The sequence below is a fragment of the Lancefieldella sp. genome, from assembly GCF_057237245.1.
Map to the genome: position 1 here is coordinate 262,041 of NZ_DBHHJM010000002.1, position 16,855 is coordinate 278,895.

At 46.1% G+C, this 16,855-nt stretch carries 17 protein-coding genes; 8 read left to right on the forward strand and 9 right to left on the reverse strand.

The window, feature by feature from the left end; genetic code table 11:
• The first annotated feature begins 240 nt into the window (after positions 1 to 240).
• Together ACO5GU_RS03130 and ACO5GU_RS03135 are read left to right on the forward strand one after the other, a co-directional pair.
• Positions 241 to 426, forward strand: coding sequence for a ferredoxin (locus tag ACO5GU_RS03130; protein WP_035433296.1), 186 nt, complete (start codon positions 241 to 243; stop codon positions 424 to 426).
• A 110-nt stretch (positions 427 to 536) separates the two neighbouring features.
• Positions 537 to 1,199 (forward strand): Maf family protein, encoded by a 663-nt coding sequence (locus ACO5GU_RS03135; RefSeq protein ID WP_484930075.1) that lies wholly within the window; start codon positions 537 to 539, stop codon positions 1,197 to 1,199.
• 537 nt (positions 1,200 to 1,736) lie between these two features.
• Here ACO5GU_RS03135 and ACO5GU_RS03140 read toward each other — a convergent pair.
• Both ACO5GU_RS03140 and glf read right to left on the reverse strand, forming a co-directional pair.
• Positions 1,737 to 2,771 (reverse strand): glycosyltransferase family 2 protein, encoded by a 1,035-nt coding sequence (locus tag ACO5GU_RS03140; RefSeq protein WP_035431620.1) that lies wholly within the window; start codon positions 2,769 to 2,771, stop codon positions 1,737 to 1,739.
• 9 nt (positions 2,772 to 2,780) lie between these two features.
• A complete protein-coding gene (glf, locus tag ACO5GU_RS03145; protein WP_484930076.1) occupies positions 2,781 to 3,983 on the reverse strand; it encodes a UDP-galactopyranose mutase in 1,203 nt (400 codons plus the stop codon).
• A gap of 238 nt (positions 3,984 to 4,221) precedes the next feature.
• Between glf and pta the strand changes: the two genes are divergently transcribed.
• The 3 genes from pta (at position 4,222) to ACO5GU_RS03160 (ending at position 6,671) form a co-directional block, all read left to right on the forward strand.
• Positions 4,222 to 5,202, forward strand: coding sequence for a phosphate acetyltransferase (gene pta / locus ACO5GU_RS03150; protein WP_484930078.1), 981 nt, complete (start codon positions 4,222 to 4,224; stop codon positions 5,200 to 5,202).
• A gap of 75 nt (positions 5,203 to 5,277) precedes the next feature.
• Complete coding sequence (locus ACO5GU_RS03155) at positions 5,278 to 6,177, forward strand: aldose 1-epimerase family protein (protein ID WP_484930080.1); 900 nt, start codon at positions 5,278 to 5,280, stop codon at positions 6,175 to 6,177.
• Entirely contained in the window at positions 6,177 to 6,671 is a 495-nt protein-coding gene (locus ACO5GU_RS03160; RefSeq protein ID WP_484810621.1) for a GNAT family N-acetyltransferase, read from the forward strand. Before ACO5GU_RS03155 ends, ACO5GU_RS03160 begins: the two co-directional genes overlap by 1 nt.
• Before the next feature lie 556 nt (positions 6,672 to 7,227).
• On the opposite strand, the gene ACO5GU_RS03165 is transcribed toward ACO5GU_RS03160, so the two are convergent.
• The 7 genes from ACO5GU_RS03165 to rnd form a co-directional block, all read right to left on the reverse strand.
• Positions 7,228 to 8,778, reverse strand: coding sequence for a Cna B-type domain-containing protein (locus ACO5GU_RS03165; protein ID WP_484930082.1), 1,551 nt, complete (start codon positions 8,776 to 8,778; stop codon positions 7,228 to 7,230).
• A 203-nt stretch (positions 8,779 to 8,981) separates the two neighbouring features.
• Positions 8,982 to 10,151 (reverse strand): acetate/propionate family kinase, encoded by a 1,170-nt coding sequence (locus ACO5GU_RS03170; protein WP_035431633.1) that lies wholly within the window; start codon positions 10,149 to 10,151, stop codon positions 8,982 to 8,984.
• A gap of 133 nt (positions 10,152 to 10,284) precedes the next feature.
• Entirely contained in the window at positions 10,285 to 10,629 is a 345-nt protein-coding gene (locus ACO5GU_RS03175; protein WP_484930083.1) for an HIT domain-containing protein, read from the reverse strand.
• Between the two features lie 10 nt (positions 10,630 to 10,639).
• Positions 10,640 to 10,903 carry an exodeoxyribonuclease VII small subunit gene (gene xseB, locus ACO5GU_RS03180; protein WP_035428758.1) on the reverse strand — a complete coding sequence of 88 codons (264 nt, stop codon included), beginning with the start codon at positions 10,901 to 10,903 and terminating at the stop codon, positions 10,640 to 10,642.
• Between the two features lie 14 nt (positions 10,904 to 10,917).
• The gene (gene xseA, locus ACO5GU_RS03185) at positions 10,918 to 12,267 is read right to left on the reverse strand and encodes an exodeoxyribonuclease VII large subunit (RefSeq protein WP_484861910.1); all 1,350 of its coding nucleotides are present in this window, start codon (positions 12,265 to 12,267) and stop codon (positions 10,918 to 10,920) included.
• A gap of 2 nt (positions 12,268 to 12,269) precedes the next feature.
• On the reverse strand, positions 12,270 to 12,956 hold the full coding sequence (locus ACO5GU_RS03190; RefSeq protein ID WP_484807243.1) for a zinc metallopeptidase: 687 nt from the start codon (positions 12,954 to 12,956) through the stop codon (positions 12,270 to 12,272).
• Between the two features lie 104 nt (positions 12,957 to 13,060).
• On the reverse strand, positions 13,061 to 14,242 hold the full coding sequence (gene rnd / locus ACO5GU_RS03195) for a ribonuclease D (protein WP_484930085.1): 1,182 nt from the start codon (positions 14,240 to 14,242) through the stop codon (positions 13,061 to 13,063).
• A gap of 47 nt (positions 14,243 to 14,289) precedes the next feature.
• Here rnd and ACO5GU_RS03200 point away from each other — a divergent pair, with 47 nt between their 5' ends.
• The 3 genes from ACO5GU_RS03200 (at position 14,290) to ACO5GU_RS03210 (ending at position 16,844) form a co-directional block, all read left to right on the forward strand.
• The gene (locus ACO5GU_RS03200) at positions 14,290 to 15,219 is read left to right on the forward strand and encodes a diacylglycerol/lipid kinase family protein (protein WP_484813489.1); all 930 of its coding nucleotides are present in this window, start codon (positions 14,290 to 14,292) and stop codon (positions 15,217 to 15,219) included.
• A gap of 177 nt (positions 15,220 to 15,396) precedes the next feature.
• Entirely contained in the window at positions 15,397 to 15,978 is a 582-nt protein-coding gene (locus tag ACO5GU_RS03205; RefSeq protein ID WP_484845695.1) for an HD domain-containing protein, read from the forward strand.
• A 5-nt stretch (positions 15,979 to 15,983) separates the two neighbouring features.
• Positions 15,984 to 16,844 carry a putative ABC transporter permease gene (locus ACO5GU_RS03210; protein ID WP_484930117.1) on the forward strand — a complete coding sequence of 287 codons (861 nt, stop codon included), beginning with the start codon at positions 15,984 to 15,986 and terminating at the stop codon, positions 16,842 to 16,844.
• Positions 16,845 to 16,855 lie beyond the last annotated feature (11 nt).

The following is a 16,855-nucleotide window of genomic DNA, read 5'->3' on the forward strand; positions in this document are numbered from 1 at the left end:
TAGGTTCGTACCCTAAGCGGCGATGCCGTTAAAATGTATCAAATTCTAAAAATTAAACCTTTTATATATGCAGGTCAGATGTGCACTTACTACTTCAAGTAATGTTCTTTCAATTATCTGCGTCTTTGTTGTTGCATAACAGCAAAGAAACGTGTAAAAAATACATTGCAATCAAGTAGTCTTGAATGCAAGATAAGTATTACTCGAGTAAGGGGCTCGAGATACGGAGAGGAATGTATTATGAAGGCAACAGTTAATGAGGATTGCATCGGTTGCGGTCTCTGCGAGAGCACTGCTCCTGAGGTATTCGAGATCGGCGACGACGGTCTTGCTCACGCTATTGAGGAAGAGGTTCCTGAGGCTGCAGAGGATGCTGCACAGGAGGCATGCGACGGCTGCCCAGTCACCGCTATTGAGCTTGACTAGTTTTTAGCCTAGCTTTTCTTTCTTAGTATGTAAGCCTGATGGGTTTCTCGCCTATCAGGCTTCTTTTTTTGGGTACAGTATCAGCGTAAGTACAACTGATAGGAACGCATATGATTCTTGCATCACAATCCCCTAGGCGCCTTGAGCTTATGCAGTCTATGGGAATAGATCCACAGGTTATGCCTGCTGATATTGATGAAGCTCAAAAAGTTGACGAGAAACCCCTTGCACTGGTAAAGCGCCTGGCTCAAGAAAAAGCCATTGCGGTTTGCTATAAGCTCATGGAGCAGCCTAACTTTGAGCAGCTCAACAATGAGATTGTGCTTGCCGCAGATACCATTGTCTGGACAGACGACGGCCAGGTTTTTGGCAAGCCTACAAACGCTGAAGACGCCAAACACATGCTTTCTAAGCTTTCTGGTCAGACTCACCACGTATCCACCGGTGTTGCTCTGCGACGCTTTAAGGCTTTCAAGTCCCCTTCTCCTGACGGAGCACCATCTGTTGTTGCCGTAACGTTTGTGGAGACTACTGACGTCACGTTCTTTGAACTCTCCGAAGACGAGATTGCTGCCTATGTTGCCTCCTGTGAGCCAATGGACAAGGCTGGAGCTTACGGCATTCAGGGAAATGGTCGCTATCTAGTTCAGAGCATTCAGGGGGATTACGAGAATGTCGTGGGGCTCCCCGTCTCTTTGCTTTCTCGTGAGCTGGTTAAATTTACCGGCAATCATGACTATCTAGAGCACGCTCTTGCGGGTCGTAAGCACTAAAGCGCCTCTATAAATGAAAACCCTCGTATCGCCATGGATGAACTGCCTCCCATTTCTTAGACACGAGAAATAGGAGTCAGTTCAAAACACACCTAAGTCAGATAATCTGTCAAAAAGACGTATACATGACGCAGAAAATACCTGAAACATGCAGAATATCTGACTTAGAAGTGTAATATGCCCGCAATTGAGCAGAATATCTGACTTAAGTGTGTTCCTTAGGTGCGGAATTTACCTATAGTTAAATCTTTTATATGACGCTATTCATTTTCTAGCATATTAGGTTAAGTTTATGCATAGAGATGCATAACAGGTAGTGCGACCGCCTAGCTGCCTGGCTGTCTTGATTAGGAACATGTCAATTCTTCGGCGAGACTTACCAAAGCTGAGCTATTTTGTACGCCAAGCCTAAAAGCCGATGCTAACACGCTGCAGAATCATAATCACCCGCATATGAACTGCCTCCCATTTCTTGGACATAAGAAATGGGAGGTAGTTCAGGATGCGAGGGTTTTGCTTTTAGATTTGAAAGAACGTTTAGTTGAACTTAACAACCTTCTGAGCTACACGATAGCCACCAATAGTGACCGTCTTACCAATCTTGCCAGGAAGATTTGTAGCGGTGCCTACAAGACCGTAGCGAGCCTTGCGGTACATCTTCTTGTCATAAGCGCGAAGCTCATCCCAGAGCTCCTCCAACTGATCCATGGCATCCTCGCGGTCGCTCATCTTAGAGAAGACTGAGCAGATAGCCATGATGATGGTGAAGTAGCTCATCATGTACGTCTGAAGACGTGGAGAAGAGATGTCGTCGTAGATGTGATATGCATGCATCATATTACGAGCAACACGCCAATAATGATCAACGCGACTTGTTAAGACCTTCTCGTTAACTGATTGATCATCTCGACCAATGAAATAACGATATAGGTCAACATCAACGTAGTAGATAGTCTTTACCTTAGGGAATGGAACGTAAGCGTAGACGTTATCCACATAGAAGGTGTGCTCAGGCATCTGAATATTTGCAGAGCGCAGAACCTCAACGCGGTAGGTAATTGCGTGCATCAAAAGGTACTGAGACAGCTTGAAGCGGCCAATCTCTTCCCAGCCAATAATCTTGTTGGTAGGAACAGCATCGCGATAGTCTACAAAGTTCTGTGTGTTGTCCTCAACGTGCTCATAGACGTAATTAGAGAGAACCAGGTCAACAGGATTATCAGAGGCAATAAAGGTGCGGAGCTGCTGAAGGAAAGTCTTCAGAGCGTCACCATCTACCCAGTCATCTGAGTCAATGTTTTTGAAGTACACACCATCAGCATGAGAAACAGCCTTCATAACAGCAATGCCGTGGCCGCCGTTTTCCTGATGGACTGCCTTAATGATGTTGGGGTAACGTTCCTGCCAAGCGTCAGCTTTAGCGGCAGTATCATCCTTTACAGAGCCGTCATCAACAATAACAATCTGCACGTCATCGGCATAATCAGAGCCCTCAAGAATAGATTCAATGCAGTGATCCATGTACTCAGAAGAGTTATAGCATGGAATACCAAAGGTGATTGTCTTATTCATGCAAGCTCCCTATGCCTGATGAACAATAAGCTCGTCAGAAAGCTCCAAAGCAGAAGCAACAACGCCATCCATATCGTAGTAACGATACTCAGCAAGACGACCAACTGCGTGGAAGTTCAGAATGCCAGAAGTGCGCTCCTTGTAAGAGCGATACAGCTCCTGATTTTCTGGCTCGAGAATAGCGTAATAAGGGGTCTGGCCGCTCTCTGGAACATAGGCGTGTGAGTACTCACGCATGATAGTTGTTTTACCCGGAAGAACCTGACCAGTCATATTCTTGAACTCGGTGATACGAGTAAAGTCCTCACTGGTGGTGTAATTGACAGTACCAACAGGCTGGAACTGGTCCTGATCAAGCGTCTCAAACTGCATATCAAGCGTACGATATGGCAGAGCGCCCTGATCAAGGTTGAAGAGCTCATCCAGAGGGCCGGTGTAAATTACCTCACCTGCAAATGGTTTCGCGCAAACAGCCACGTTAGAAGCGGTGAGCTTCATGATGTCACGGACATCAACATCTAGGAAGACGTCAATCAAATCATGATCGAGCATGTTCTCAAAGAGCTTGGTGTAGCCCTCTTTTGGCATGCCCTGATAGGTTGCGCCTGGGAAGTAACGATCATCATCGCCGACAAAGATTGGAACGCGACCTGTGATGGACTTGTCAATCTGGTCTGGAGTCTTACCCCACTGCTTCATGGTGTAGTGCAGGAAGACGTTCTCATAAACGTAGTCGGCAATCTCTTCAAGATCTGGATCGTTCTTCTCGCGCAGCTCCATGATAGGAACTTTGACGTTCTCACCAAACGTAAGAACCAGCTTCTGATAGAGTTTCTCGCCACGCTCTTCTCCAAAGGCAAGCTTCAAAGACTGGTGGTTAAAAGGAACCGGCATCAGCTGGCCGTTAATGTTAGCCAGAACCTTGTGCTGGTAGTCAGTCCAATCAGTAAAGCGCGAGAGGAACTGGTGAACGCGGTCACTCATGGTGTGATAGATGTGTGGACCGTACTCGTGAACAAGAACGCCTGCGTCATCAAGGCGATCGTAAGCGTTGCCGGCAATGTGGTTTCTGCGCTCAAAGATTGCTACCTTTGAATTGCAGTTTTCTGCCATACGACGAGCAACAACTGCGCCTGCATAGCCAGCTCCAACAACAATAACATCGTAGTTGTCGGGGTTAAAACCGGCAGGAAGACCATGATTGATAGACATGTAAACCTCCGTGTGCGCCTAAGTGCGCAGGATTTGTATGTGAAACTTCACTCATTTTAACACGCGTCTATAAAGTGAGCCACGCGGGGCGCAAAGCTCTGCCGTTAGGCGTAAAATATTCAACTGGTATGAAAATGCATTTCTTAGCTTTTTGTGTCTAGCTTTTATACAAACTACAAGCTGAGAAGTGCAAAATTCAACGAGGCGCAGATATCAAAGTATGATTGGAGCACGACACATGAGCAAGTTTCTTGACCGTATGAAAGAAACCGCTAAGTCCAACGTGAAGACTATTGTTCTTCCAGAGGGCGAGGATCAGCGTACCATCGATGCAGCTCAGAAGATTGTTGCAGAAGGTATTGCAAAGGTCATTATTCTGGGCGATCCTGAGCAGATTAATGTTCCAGGCGCAACGGTAGTAGACCCTGCTACTGACGAGCGCCATGAGGCATATGCTCAGAAGTTTGCTGAACTTCGTGCTCGCAAGGGCGTCACCATTGAGGAAGCTCGCAAGCAGATGAACGACGCCACCTACTTTGCAACCATGATGGTTAAGATGGGCGACGCTGACGGTCTGGTTTCTGGCGCTTGCCACTCTACCGCAAACACCCTAAGGCCTGCACTGCAGATTATCAAGACTGCTCCTGGTACCAAGCTTGTTTCTGCATTCTTCATCATGAGCACCACTACTGACTTTGGCGAGGACGGCACCCTGCTCTTTGCTGACTGCGGCCTCAACATTGACCCATCTGCAGAGGAACTCTCCGAGATTGCTCTTGCCTCCGCTGATTCTTGGCGCGCATTTATGAGCGATGAGCCTCGCGTTGCTATGCTCTCCTACTCCACCATGGGCTCTGCTGGTGGCGCAACTGCCGAGAAGGTCCAGGAGGCCACAAAGCTTGCTCACGAGAAGAACGCTGAGCTTGCACTCGACGGCGATCTTCAGCTTGACGCAGCTCTTGTTCCTGAGGTTGGCAAGCTCAAGGCTCCTTTCTCTAAGGTTGCAGGAAACGCAAACATCCTGGTCTTCCCTAACCTTGAGGCCGGCAACATTGGCTACAAACTTGTTCAGCGTTTCAGTGGTGCTGAGGCATACGGTCCAATCCTTCAGGGCATTGCTCGTCCTGTCAACGACCTCTCCCGTGGTTGCTCCGCTGACGACATTGTTGGCGTTGTTGCAATTACTGCTGTTCAGGCTCAGATGGCAGACAATAACTAGTCTTTCTGCACTTCTAACTTGGTATACTAAGCCAGTCTCAAAAGAGGCTGGCTTATTCTTTAGCTGGAGGCATTTATGTCTGAAATTATTTCTATTTCTAGCAACTCTCTTACCGCTTCAATTGACACCATGGGCGCGCAGCTCATGAGCTTACGCAAAGGTGAGTCAGAATACCTCTGGCAGGGAGATTCCAACTGGTGGCCAAGGCGAGCCCCTATCCTCTTCCCCATTGTTGGCGTACTTAAAGATGGCAAGGCAGAGTCTGCAGAAGGCACCGTATCTCTTGCCCGTCATGGTCTTGCCCGCCTCAACCAATTTGAGGTTGTCGAGCAGAGCACCTCTTCTGTAACGCTCCAGTTAAAGAGCACGGAAGAGACTCGCAAGGCTTACCCTTATAACTTTGAACTTAGACTGACTTTCTCGCTAGATGGCGATACGTTGACACAGACATATGAGGTCACCAATACGGGAAACGTTGTGCTGCCGTTCACTCTTGGCGCGCATCCTGCGTTCAACATTCCTGTGCCGGGTGTTGAGGCAGACTCTTTGGATCAGTATCGCCTCTTGTTTACGCGCTCCTGGACCAGCTTTGGCCCTTCTATTACCGACGATGGACTTTGTGACTACGCTACACCTCAGAAACTTATTGTGGATTCTGATACGCTTGATTTGTCTTGGGAGCTTATTGATCGCGAGAAGACCATCACACTTGAAGACGTCCCTGATAGACGCATTACACTTGCGGCTAGCACAGAAGCTCCTTCTGCGGTTCATGGTATTCAAATGGATTTTGAAGGCTTTGATTATTTGGGCATTTGGAGTGCTGCTCCTGGTTGTCCATTTGTTGCTCTTGAGCCATGGTGTGGCATTGCAGATACCGTTGACACTGATGGCGTCTTTGAGCACAAGCCAGGTATCATAAGCCTTGAGCCTGGCCAAAGTATAGCTAAAACATTGAATATCAGGGTCTTCTAATGCACATTAGAAGAGCTGCTGCTAAAGACCTCTGCGCTGTTGCAGATTTGTACGACATAGGTCGTCAGACTATGTATCAGCAAAATAACACGTTTCAATGGAATGAGAACTATCCTCTTTTAGAAGACGCTGTTGCTGATTATGAAAGATGTGGTCTTTTTGTAGTCGCTGAAGATGAAACATCTGAAGAAATTATTGGTTGTTTTTCGCTCTTACCCGGTCCTGACGAGGCATACGTCAATATTGCTGAAGGCGCTTGGATAAACAGCCTGGATTACGTTGTTATTCACCGAGTGGCTGTTAAATATACAGGTCACGGAATTGCCTCTTTTATATTCAATTGGATTTGCGAAAACTATTCAAACGTTCGCGCAGATACTCATGAAGCAAATGTCGCTATGACTACGACGCTTACACATGCTGGTTTTGTGTATTGCGGCAAGGTAGTTGGACACGATAAAACACCTCGTGACGCATTTCATTTTGTAGCCTAATAGACAGCGAGAAACGCTTTGAACAAAAAGAGAGCCTGTGAATGAACTGCCTCCCATTTCTTGGACACGAGAAATAGGAGGCAGTTCAAAACACACCTAAGTCAGATAATCTGTCAAAAAGACGTATACATTACGCTGAAAATACCTCAAACGTGCAGATTATCTTCATTAGGTGTGTAAAATGCCCGCATCTGAGCAGATTATCTGACTTAGGTGTGTTCCGTAGATACAGAATTTATCGATAGTTAAATTTCTTATATTTCTCTATTCATGTTCAAGCATATTAGATGAAGTTTATGCATAGAGATGCATATCAGGTAGTGCGACCGCTTAGCTGCCTAGCTATCTTGATTAAGAACATGTCAATTCTTCAGCAGAACCTACCAAAGCTGCGCTATTTTGTGCATCAGGCCTAAAAGCCGACGCTAACACGCTGCAGAATCATAATCACCTGCATATGAACTGCCTCCCATTTCTTAGGTCCAAGAAATGGGAGGCAGTTCAGAATAAATCTCACAGGCTCTTTTACGTTTAACTTACGTTGTTGTAGCGTGCGTTACTGAGCGCGCCTCTTACCAAGAACACCAGCTGCAATAAGAACAGAAGACGCAGCTGCTACAGACGCTGCAGCAAAGGAAGCATCACCAGTTGAAGGAAGCTTAGGCTCCTTCTTCTTTGGCTGCTTTGGCTTCTTAGGAGTCTCTGAAGGTGGAGTGGTTGGAGTTGGAGGAATGTGAGTATTAGTAATAGTAAAGCCACTGGTAACATCACCTGTTACCTCAGCCGTATAACCCTCAACCTCGTCCTCAACAACGGTGTACGTAATAGCTGTTGTAGTGCCAGCCTGATTCTTATCGAGGTTACTAAATGTTGCAGTCCAGCCATTTGCGTCAGAGAGAACCTCACTCTTACCAGTATCTACGCCGTCTGCATAAAGGTGTACGGTAACTGAAGTAGGACGAGTACCGTCAGCGTTATTTTGATCTTCCCAAACCTTGGATACAGAAACGCTTACCTGCTGCTCGCCAGTTGCAGTACCGGCACCGCGAGGATTAATCCACCAACCTTCACGAGTGAAGTTATCGGTGTTGCCATCAAAATCAAGAGTTGCTCTATTGTCTACCTGGGTAACGTTGGCTGGAACAATGGTCTTGTACTCAAGCCAGCAATCCTGGATAAGTGGTTGGAAACCAGCAAAGTTAACCTGATTATTGAGTCGAGCAAAATCAAGAGTGTAACCATTAGGAGTAAAGGTAATTGCAGGAAGGATCTGATCTGCAGAGAGAGTCTGAACAGCACCGTTAACAAGGTGGAGAACAAAAGAGTGCTTAAGATATGGACCAGCAAGCTCATCTGAAGGATTAACGCCAGTACCAGTAAGCTTTGATGCATCAACGGTATAAGGATTTACAATCTGATCCTTAACAGTGGCATTAAGCAGACCAACCTGGGTAATATCAGATGGAGTTAGGTTAACAACCCAGCTGGTAACGTAATAATCATTTCCAGTTGTAATAGTTGCACCAGAAGGAAGCGTATAGGTTGTCTCTGCAGTTGCGCCAGTTCTGTTGTACTTAGTAATTGCAGTATCCATTGCAGCAATAGAACCGCCATACGTCATGTTAAGGCTGGTGTTACCAATATTGAGCGTAGTGCTGCCATTGCCTCTCTGTGCAATTGCGCTTGACCAATTGAGCGAGAAAGACATCTGGCCATGAACGTTAAGAAGGCCCGCAATATTGTTATTGAAGGTAACAGTCATGGTATTAGGGTTACTGGTAGGAGTTGCCGTACCAACAGAAATACTATTTCCGTTTGCATCTACACCCATAACCTCAAAAGGAGCTGGAGTATTATTCTCTAGCTCTGGAGGAAGCATAATAGTAAAGGTATCACCTGGTTGTGCAGGGGCACCATTGTTGAGCGCATAATCAAAATTTACACGCACGTTACTACCAACTAATGTTGTATAGCTAGCATTTGAAATAGTTGGTGTGTACTCAACAGCTTGTGCCTTTGTGTTGAATACAGTGAGCGCAGCAAATACAGTGAGCACAAACATAACCGCAAAGCTCAAAGACCTGCTAACTAAACCCTTAGACTGCATGATGCTCCTCACAGCTAGTTCAAAGATTTATTTATCTGCACACAAATAGCTGTACAAAACAATAAAATTTCTTTGAAACTCTAACTTCTTACTTAAAAATATAAAGTTCTAAAGTACTCATGTCAAAGAACTATCTATATCTCCATAAAAAAACTCCCACACGAAGTGCGGGAGTTAATATTTTTTTGGATTGTAAGGAAAGCCTACTTACCCAGAAGCTCCTGAACGTCAAGAGCGATCATGTACTCCTCGTTGGTAGGTACAACCAGGACACGTACCTTTGAATCTGGAGCAGAGATGTCACGGATTTCACCGGAGCGAACCTTGTTCTTCTCCTCATCAATCTTGACACCCATCCACTCAAGCTCTTTGACAACGCCAAGACGCATCTCGTCAGAGTTCTCACCAATGCCAGCAGAGAATGCCATGGTATCAAAGCCGTGCATAGCCTGAGCCATCTCCATGATGAGCTGAGACGTACGATAATAGAACATATCAAGTGCAAGCAGGCAGTCCTTATCGCCAGCGTGAGCGCCATCCTCAATATCACGAGAATCGGAATGACCAGACAGAGCGAGAAGGCCAGACTGCTTGTTCATCATAGTGTCAATCTCATCGATGGAGTAACCACCAACGCGAGAGAGATAGAAGACAGTAGCTGGGTCAATAGTGCCGCAACGAGTGCCCATGATAAGGCCATCAAGTGGAGTAAGGCCCATGGTGGTCTCAAGATCGCGACCATCCTCAATAGCGGAAAGAGAAGCACCAGAACCAAGGTGGCAGCTAACCAGCTTGTGAGTTTGACCGTTAGTAAACTCATTGGTTGCACGCCAAATGTAGCGGTGAGAAGTACCGTGAGCGCCGTATTTGCGGACGTGGTACTTATCAACAACATCGCGAGGAAGAGCATAGCGATGTGCCTTCTCTGGCATATTGAAGTGGAAAGAAGTATCGCAAACGATTACATTGCCAACCTCTGGGAAGAGCTCACGGCAAATCTCAATAACATCAGCCTCAGCATAGTTATGAAGAGGAGCAAGTGGAGCAACCTCACGAACCTGAGCCAAGACCTTATCGTCTACAACAGCAGACTCTGGGAAGTACCAACCACCCTGAACAACACGGTGACCAATGCCATCAATTGGCTTATCTATAGTCTTAAGGATGTCAAAGACATGCTTAATAGCAGTCTTGTGATCAGGAAGAGCAACCTCAAGCTTCTGCTTCTCTCCACCAAGCTCCTCGTGACCAACAAAAGAACCTTCGATACCGATACGCTCGCAGTTTCCTTTTGCGTAAACCTCGCGGGTGTCAACGTCAAGAAGCTGATACTTAAGAGATGAGCTACCTGCGTTGATAACCAGTACGTTCATGTGACTCCTCTTTCCGTGAAGCAGTGCAGACTAGTAAGTCTTTCTCTCCTACTTCAAATAAACATAACCGCATGACATCATAAACCCCAAGATACCCTGGAGTTAAATAGACAAGCAAAAAACTTGAATATTTTTATTTACAGCCCATTGAATCATCCAACTGCTTGCCACCTAAAACGTGGAAGTGGACGTGGTTGATTGACTGTCCGCCGTGTTCTCCGGTATTGGTAATTACACGGAATCCAGTCTCCTTAATTCCTGTCTTTTCTGTTACTGCGGCTATAGCCTTAGTAACACTCTCAAGTGTTGCAGCAGGAATACCATCAATGATGTTGTCATAGTGACTCTTTGGTACAACAAGAACATGCACAGGCATAAGAGGATTTAAGTCATTAAAAGCTACAACGTTTTCATCCTCATAGAGAAACTCTGTAGGGATTTCTTTGTTAGCTAACTTACAGAAAATGCAGTCAGACATAGTTTCTCCTTTACTCATCTAAATATGCAGTAGAAGGTGCTGCGGTAGTATCTGTAATTGCAGCTCCTGCCTGAGACTCATCAAGTAGAACCTTAACTTTTTGCTCTGCCGTATCAAGTCTTCCACGAAGGTCTTTAACCAGTTCAACACCACGAGCATACAGAGCCAAAGACTCTTCGAGCTCCAAATCTGTGCCCTCAAGCTTACGTACAATCTGCTCAAGTTCAATAGAAGCGTCTTTAAAAGTCAGCTCTTCGGTCTTCTTAGTATCCATGTTGTTCCCCTAATCTATGAGAGCTCAATATCAGAAACAGTTGCCTTGATTGTTCCATCCGTCATTTTGACAAGCAAAGAATCTCCAACCGAGGCATCTTTGGCCGTTTTAATGACAGACCCCTTTTCATCTTGAACATACGCATATCCCCTTGTAAGAACCTTTAGAGGAGAAAGTGCATCTAATTTTCCTGCAAGCGAAGACAGCAAAGCCTCATGTGGATGGAGCATGGCAGCACTAGCTCTGGTTAGCCTTTGTGACTCAACAGAAAGCGTCTCTTTCTTCCTTGCAAGAAGCGCTGGCAGAGCGTCCATAAGCCTTTGCTCAGTCTGATTAAGGTCTTCTGTTCTTGTAGAAATAATATAAGCAGGATCTTTCAAACAAGGACGATCTGATAGCTTCTCTAGCTGGTACTGTTTACTTGCTAGAGCATTTTTCATTGCCAAGTTAGAGCGTTGCTCAACAGTTGTAAGTCCCGTTTTATAGAACTGCAAAATCTTTCTTGTAGCATTTCCAAGGCGAGAAATTCTGTTGTTAAACGTAGTTTGTAACTCACTAATAGCGGGAGCCACAGACTCTGCAGCAGCTGTTGGCGTTGAGGTCCTTCTATCAGAAACCATATCTGCAATGGTGGTATCGGGCTCATGACCAATGCCCGTGATAACAGGAACTGGACATGCAGCAATAGCGCGAGCCACTCCCTCGTCATTGAAACACATAAGATCTTCGAATGAGCCACCACCACGCACCAGCAAGATTGCATCTGGCCGTGTAGTTGCAGCAACCTGGAGAGCTCTAATAATAGTTGCAGGTGCATGAGTACCTTGAACAGCACAGCCAGATACCTCAAGCTCTACAAGAGGGTTTCTGCGCGCAAGTGTACGCTTAACATCATCAATGACGCTGCCAGAAAGTGACGTAACTACGCCAATGCGTGTACAGAACTCTGGAATGTAGCGCTTTCTAGAAATATCAGTAAGACCCTCTTTTTCTAGCTTTTTAGCAAGCTGAGCAACCTTTTGGCGAAGGTCTCCTTCTCCAGCAATCTGAATGGTGCGCGCATGAAAAGAAAGCTTGCCGCTTGAAGCGTAAATATCAAACTTTCCTGTCATCTGAATCTTCATGCCGTCTTGCAGCGTAATGCCGCTAGCAGCATAAATCTTTGACCAGACAATAACCGCCATGGAGCTAACAGGGTCTTTTACGTCAAAGTAGCAATGACCGGACTTGTAGTTTGGACCCCTAAATCCAGAAACCTCTCCCACTACCGTCATAGATGGCATTGAGGCAACTTCATTTTTTGCAAAGAGCACTGCATCAGATACTGAAAGAACAGAATCTTCTTTCTCTTGAATCTGATCCATTACTAGTTCCTGTTTCTAGAAGAACCAAGTAGATATAGAAGCTGTAGTGCAGAAACCATTGCAGCAGCTACGTACGTAAGAGCAGCAGCAATTAGTACCTTTTTAGCGCCATTGTAGTCAAAGCCTGCGGGAGCGTTTGCCTTCAAAAAAGCCAATCCACGCCTTGAGGCATCAATCTCTACAGGAAGCGTAACTATATGGAACAAGAAGGTAAATGCATAGAGCCAAATTGCAAGCACAGTCAAGCCTGAAACATTGAGCAAGACACCAGCAAGAAAGACATAAATCCACGCTGCAGATGCCAAATTAACAACAGGAACAAGAGCGGAACGAACGCGAGATGGCATATACATTTTGGCTGTCTGAACTGCATGACCCGCCTCGTGACAAGAAACAGCAACGGAGGCTACGCTACCCTCAGAGAAGTTTGCATCAGAAAGGTGCAGGCAATTATCGCGTGGATCATAGTTATCGGTAAGTTCACCAGAAATCCTCTTGATACCAACATTAGCTGCTCCATTTGTGTCCATCATGGCGCGAGCAACAGAAGCGCCGGTGGCATTAAACCCTGAAGGAACTAAAGAATACTTTTTAAATTCATGCTTGATGTACCACTGAGTGCCCAATCCGAGCACCAACGAGGCAACTACTAGAACAACGTATGGGATAAACGCACCAGAGTAATACATATTTTTCTCCTATCTATGTATAAAGATGAGTATACCCAACTCACCGGACAAAAAGTCAGGTTTGCAAGAGTAATCACACTTAACCCTAGGTTAAAACGCTTTTATTACAACAGCTCTACTCGACCGTTTTTGACGGTAAGTCCTACCTCGCCATTGAGTAGTCCAACAAGCTGCTTGCCCACTAATTGATAGCGCCATCCAGTTTTAAGTCTTGCATCAACCTTATCCAAAAGCAGATCAGTAAGGTCATCTTTATTGGCAATCAAAGGAGATGCAATTCCTTCTTTTTCTGAAACAATCCTAATAAGGGCATACATAAGCTCAACAACACCTTCAGAACCAGCTGAAGGATGAGCATGATGCTCAATTTTTGGACACTGATCAGCGGGGGTCTTTTGACCACGTTTGATTGCATCCAAAAGATGCACTACCCCACCTTGAGAAATCTGCTCAGTACCGCGAATTTTGCGTAGTCTATCGGGTGTTGTAGGCACACGACGACAAATCTCAATAATAAGTTCGTCAGAAAGCACCCATTTACGTGGAACATCTCTTTTAGCCGCAGTTTCTTCTCGCCAGGCGCACACCTCTCGAGCAATAGCAAGCTGCCTGCGCGTAAGCGAGCCAGAACGTTTTAAACGGAGATATGCCTGATAGGGGTCTCGACGATACTGTTCAATATTGGTGTGCTGGTCCATCTCTGGCTTTACCCAGCTCAAACGGTCAAGCTTGATGAGCTTCTCGATCATTTGATGATAAATTGCAGGAAGATATCTGACGTCATCCTCGGCATATACCAGCTGTTCTTTATCAAGCGGTCGCTTTGACCAGTCTGTTAAAGACTCAGCTTTAGCAAGCTTAACGTTAGCAAAATTTTCTACCAATCCGGCGTAGCTTACCTGCTGGCGCATACCCAAAAATGCGGCTGCTACCTGCGTATCAAAAACAGGTGCGCATGCGCAGTCCATTTTTTCTAGCAAGACCTCAAGGTCCTGTGAGCACGCATGGAAAATCTTGACAATCTGCGGGTTTTCCAGGAGCTCTTTAAGAGGAGTAAGGTCATCAATAAGCAGCGGATCAATTGCGACAATCTCGGAACCTGTAGAAACCTGCACCAGGCAAAGCTTGGGAAAGTAGGTTTTCTCGCGAAGAAACTCCGTATCAACTGCAAGGATATGCGAGGTCTTTGCTCGCTCGCAAAATGCGGAAAGTTCTTCTGAGGTTGCTATATACAATGCGTCCATCCAATTGCCGATTAAGTACCTGACGTAAAGCGATACACTCATACGTATCAAAATGATATACCAGCTTGTCGCAAATCTTCGGAGGATATATGAGAACCCTCATCATTCACAATCCTTGCTCGGGTTTTAGCTCTGATGCAATCTTTGAATTTGAGCGCGCTCTTCTGAAGTGTGGCGACGAATGCCTGGTAAAACTTGTCGAGAGCCATTGGCACACAGACGAGGTCCTGAGTTCTGTTCAGCCTGAAGATTTTGACGTAGTGGTACTCTCGGGCGGTGATGGCACGGTATCTAGCCTGCTCTATGGCCTGAGAGGCTGTCAGACACCTATTTTGGTCTTCCCTTCTGGAACAGCCAATCTTCTGGCTGCAAGTATCGGAAATGCGCCTGAGCCTAACGCACTAGCGCTGGCCTGCAGAAACCTTCAGACGGCTCAGCTTGATCTGGGTGAAATTACCTGGACCACCGTATCGGGAGAAACCCATGTAGCTGGCGTGCCTTTAATGGCTGGTACGGGCCTTGATGCCGAGATTATGCGCTCGGCTATCCCCCACAAGCAAACCTTTGGAGAAGCCGCGTACTTTACAGCAGCCCTTGCCAACCTCATGCCACCAGTTCATGACTTCAAAATTACCGTTGACGGCAAAGTGCATAAGCTTCAAGGCATTGGCTGCCTCATTGCAAACAGCTCTATGATGCAAGCGGGAATTGAACTAGCCCCTGGTAATCGCATGGATGACGGTCTGCTTGAGGTTATTGTCATTGAGACTCACATGACTGCAAAGCTGGTACGTCCGCTGCTTTCTGGTTTCTTTGATCGCACGGGAGACTCGCTTGGCAGGCCTTATCTCAATAGCTTTAGTGGCAGAGAAATTACCGTTGAATCAACATCGCCTATGCCTCTTGAAGTAAATGGCGAGGTTACCTGCCACGACATCTACGCTTACTCCGCTCGCTGCCTTCCAGGTGCGGTAAACGTAGTGGTGGACCACATGAGCCCTTACAGCAAGAAAGCGTAAGCGCAGGTAAACAGCACAATAAGCACCGCCAAAGCTTGCGTTTTCTTTTCTTTCGTTTTCGTAACATTCAGCCAAAAAGATTGCACGTAACCGTCAGATTAACTAATCTTTTATAGATACATTGCTAAGGTACGCTCACGATTTTCTAATGTGTGCGCACAGTTGATGGGATATTTTTTGGTTGACGTTTCTAAAATTCGCGAGAGGTTCGATGAGCTTTCGACTCCTATTTTGAAGTCTGGAAGACTCTATCAGCTTGCAACTTTTACACAACATGGAACTACCAGCACACTCGACCACGTTATTGCGGTTGCTTATAGCAGCCTTGCCTTTGCCATGAATGCTGGCATCAAAGTTGACGAGCATGCCCTTGTACGTGGCGCGCTTCTTCATGACTACTACCTCTATGATTGGCACGATCACGAGGCCGCACCAGACAACTGGCACGGATTTACGCACCCTCGCCATGCACTTGATAATGCCCGCGAGGATTTCCCTGATTTAACCCCTGTTGAGGAAGACATCATCTTGCATCACATGTTTCCTCTTGTTCCTATTCCACCTCATACCAAAGAGGCTTGGATTGTAACAACCTGCGATAAAGCTTGTTCAACTGCAGAAACGCTGACAGGCAATCCATACAAAAAAGATGGCTTCCGCCCAACGGGTTTCTCGACACCTGAAAGCGATTTTCAGGGCACAACAAACAGTGAGTCAGATGAGTTTAACGACTACATGGATTACGGAAACCTCTCGTGAGCACCATGACTGAGACACTGCGTACACTCTTTGCACTCGATAAGAATATTGAGCTCTTTGTGCAGCATCTGCCTCAGATGGTCATAATTTTTGCGCTGATTTCTTTTGGTGGTTGGGTATACGAGACCATTTATTGCTCCGTTGTTGAGGGAGAATTTACCAAGCGCGGTTTTCTTTTTGGTCCTACCTGCCCTATTTATGGCATTGGAGCGATTGCGGAATGGCTGGTACTAGGCCAGATTTCTGATCCAATTATTGTCTTTATCATAGGTGCAGTTTTAGCCACAGTTATTGAGTACTCGACCGGCCTCTTTTTGGAACGTCGCTTTAAAAAGAAGTGGTGGGACTACTCCATGTTTAAGTTCAATTTGCATGGTCGAATTTGTCCCCAGGCCAGCGCGGTATTTGGCGCGTTTTCTGTTACCTCAGTCTTTGTGCTCGTTCCAACGATGCTTAATATTTTGATGATTTTCTCCAAGCATACTGTCTCGGTAGTAGCGTTTATTGTAGTCACCCTCTATTTTCTGGATACGGTTGCTAGCCTTCTTTGGAATGGGCCTACTACCCATCACAAAGTTGAAGCCGCAGCTCAAGATGCGTCAATGAAGGTTGAAGAAGCCGCACAGAATGCTTCGCAGAAAGTAAGCGCTGCAGCGCAAAACGCATCGCAGAAAGCAAACGCAGCAGCTCAAAAGGCAAATGCTGTTGCTCAAAAGGCAAATGCGGCAGCTCAGAATGCAACTCTTATTGCGACCAAAAAGGCTCAACAGGTTTCGCAAAAAGTCCAGGTAACTAAACAGAAACTTGACGATACCACGCAAAAAGTCAGAGACCGCTTGCCGGGTTCGTTCCCATGGGACAACTAGACGGGTTTCTC

Bases quoted from the DNA above. Each gene is read 5' to 3' on its own strand.
- ACO5GU_RS03155 (WP_484930080.1), top strand. From the start codon at position 5,278: ATGTCTGAAATTATTTCTATTTCTAGCAACTCTCTTACCGCTTCAATT.
- ACO5GU_RS03160 (WP_484810621.1), top strand. From the start codon at position 6,177: ATGCACATTAGAAGAGCTGCTGCTAAAGACCTCTGCGCTGTTGCAGAT.
- ACO5GU_RS03165 (WP_484930082.1), bottom strand. From the start codon at position 8,778: ATGCAGTCTAAGGGTTTAGTTAGCAGGTCTTTGAGCTTTGCGGTTATG.
- rnd (WP_484930085.1), bottom strand. From the start codon at position 14,242: ATGAGTGTATCGCTTTACGTCAGGTACTTAATCGGCAATTGGATGGAC.
- xseB (WP_035428758.1), bottom strand. From the start codon at position 10,903: ATGGATACTAAGAAGACCGAAGAGCTGACTTTTAAAGACGCTTCTATT.
- ACO5GU_RS03170 (WP_035431633.1), bottom strand. From the start codon at position 10,151: ATGAACGTACTGGTTATCAACGCAGGTAGCTCATCTCTTAAGTATCAG.
- ACO5GU_RS03140 (WP_035431620.1), bottom strand. From the start codon at position 2,771: ATGAATAAGACAATCACCTTTGGTATTCCATGCTATAACTCTTCTGAG.
- pta (WP_484930078.1), top strand. From the start codon at position 4,222: ATGAGCAAGTTTCTTGACCGTATGAAAGAAACCGCTAAGTCCAACGTG.
- ACO5GU_RS03130 (WP_035433296.1), top strand. From the start codon at position 241: ATGAAGGCAACAGTTAATGAGGATTGCATCGGTTGCGGTCTCTGCGAG.
- ACO5GU_RS03175 (WP_484930083.1), bottom strand. From the start codon at position 10,629: ATGTCTGACTGCATTTTCTGTAAGTTAGCTAACAAAGAAATCCCTACA.
- xseA (WP_484861910.1), bottom strand. From the start codon at position 12,267: ATGGATCAGATTCAAGAGAAAGAAGATTCTGTTCTTTCAGTATCTGAT.
- ACO5GU_RS03210 (WP_484930117.1), top strand. From the start codon at position 15,984: ATGACTGAGACACTGCGTACACTCTTTGCACTCGATAAGAATATTGAG.
- ACO5GU_RS03190 (WP_484807243.1), bottom strand. From the start codon at position 12,956: ATGTATTACTCTGGTGCGTTTATCCCATACGTTGTTCTAGTAGTTGCC.
- ACO5GU_RS03135 (WP_484930075.1), top strand. From the start codon at position 537: ATGATTCTTGCATCACAATCCCCTAGGCGCCTTGAGCTTATGCAGTCT.
- ACO5GU_RS03200 (WP_484813489.1), top strand. From the start codon at position 14,290: ATGAGAACCCTCATCATTCACAATCCTTGCTCGGGTTTTAGCTCTGAT.
- glf (WP_484930076.1), bottom strand. From the start codon at position 3,983: ATGTCTATCAATCATGGTCTTCCTGCCGGTTTTAACCCCGACAACTAC.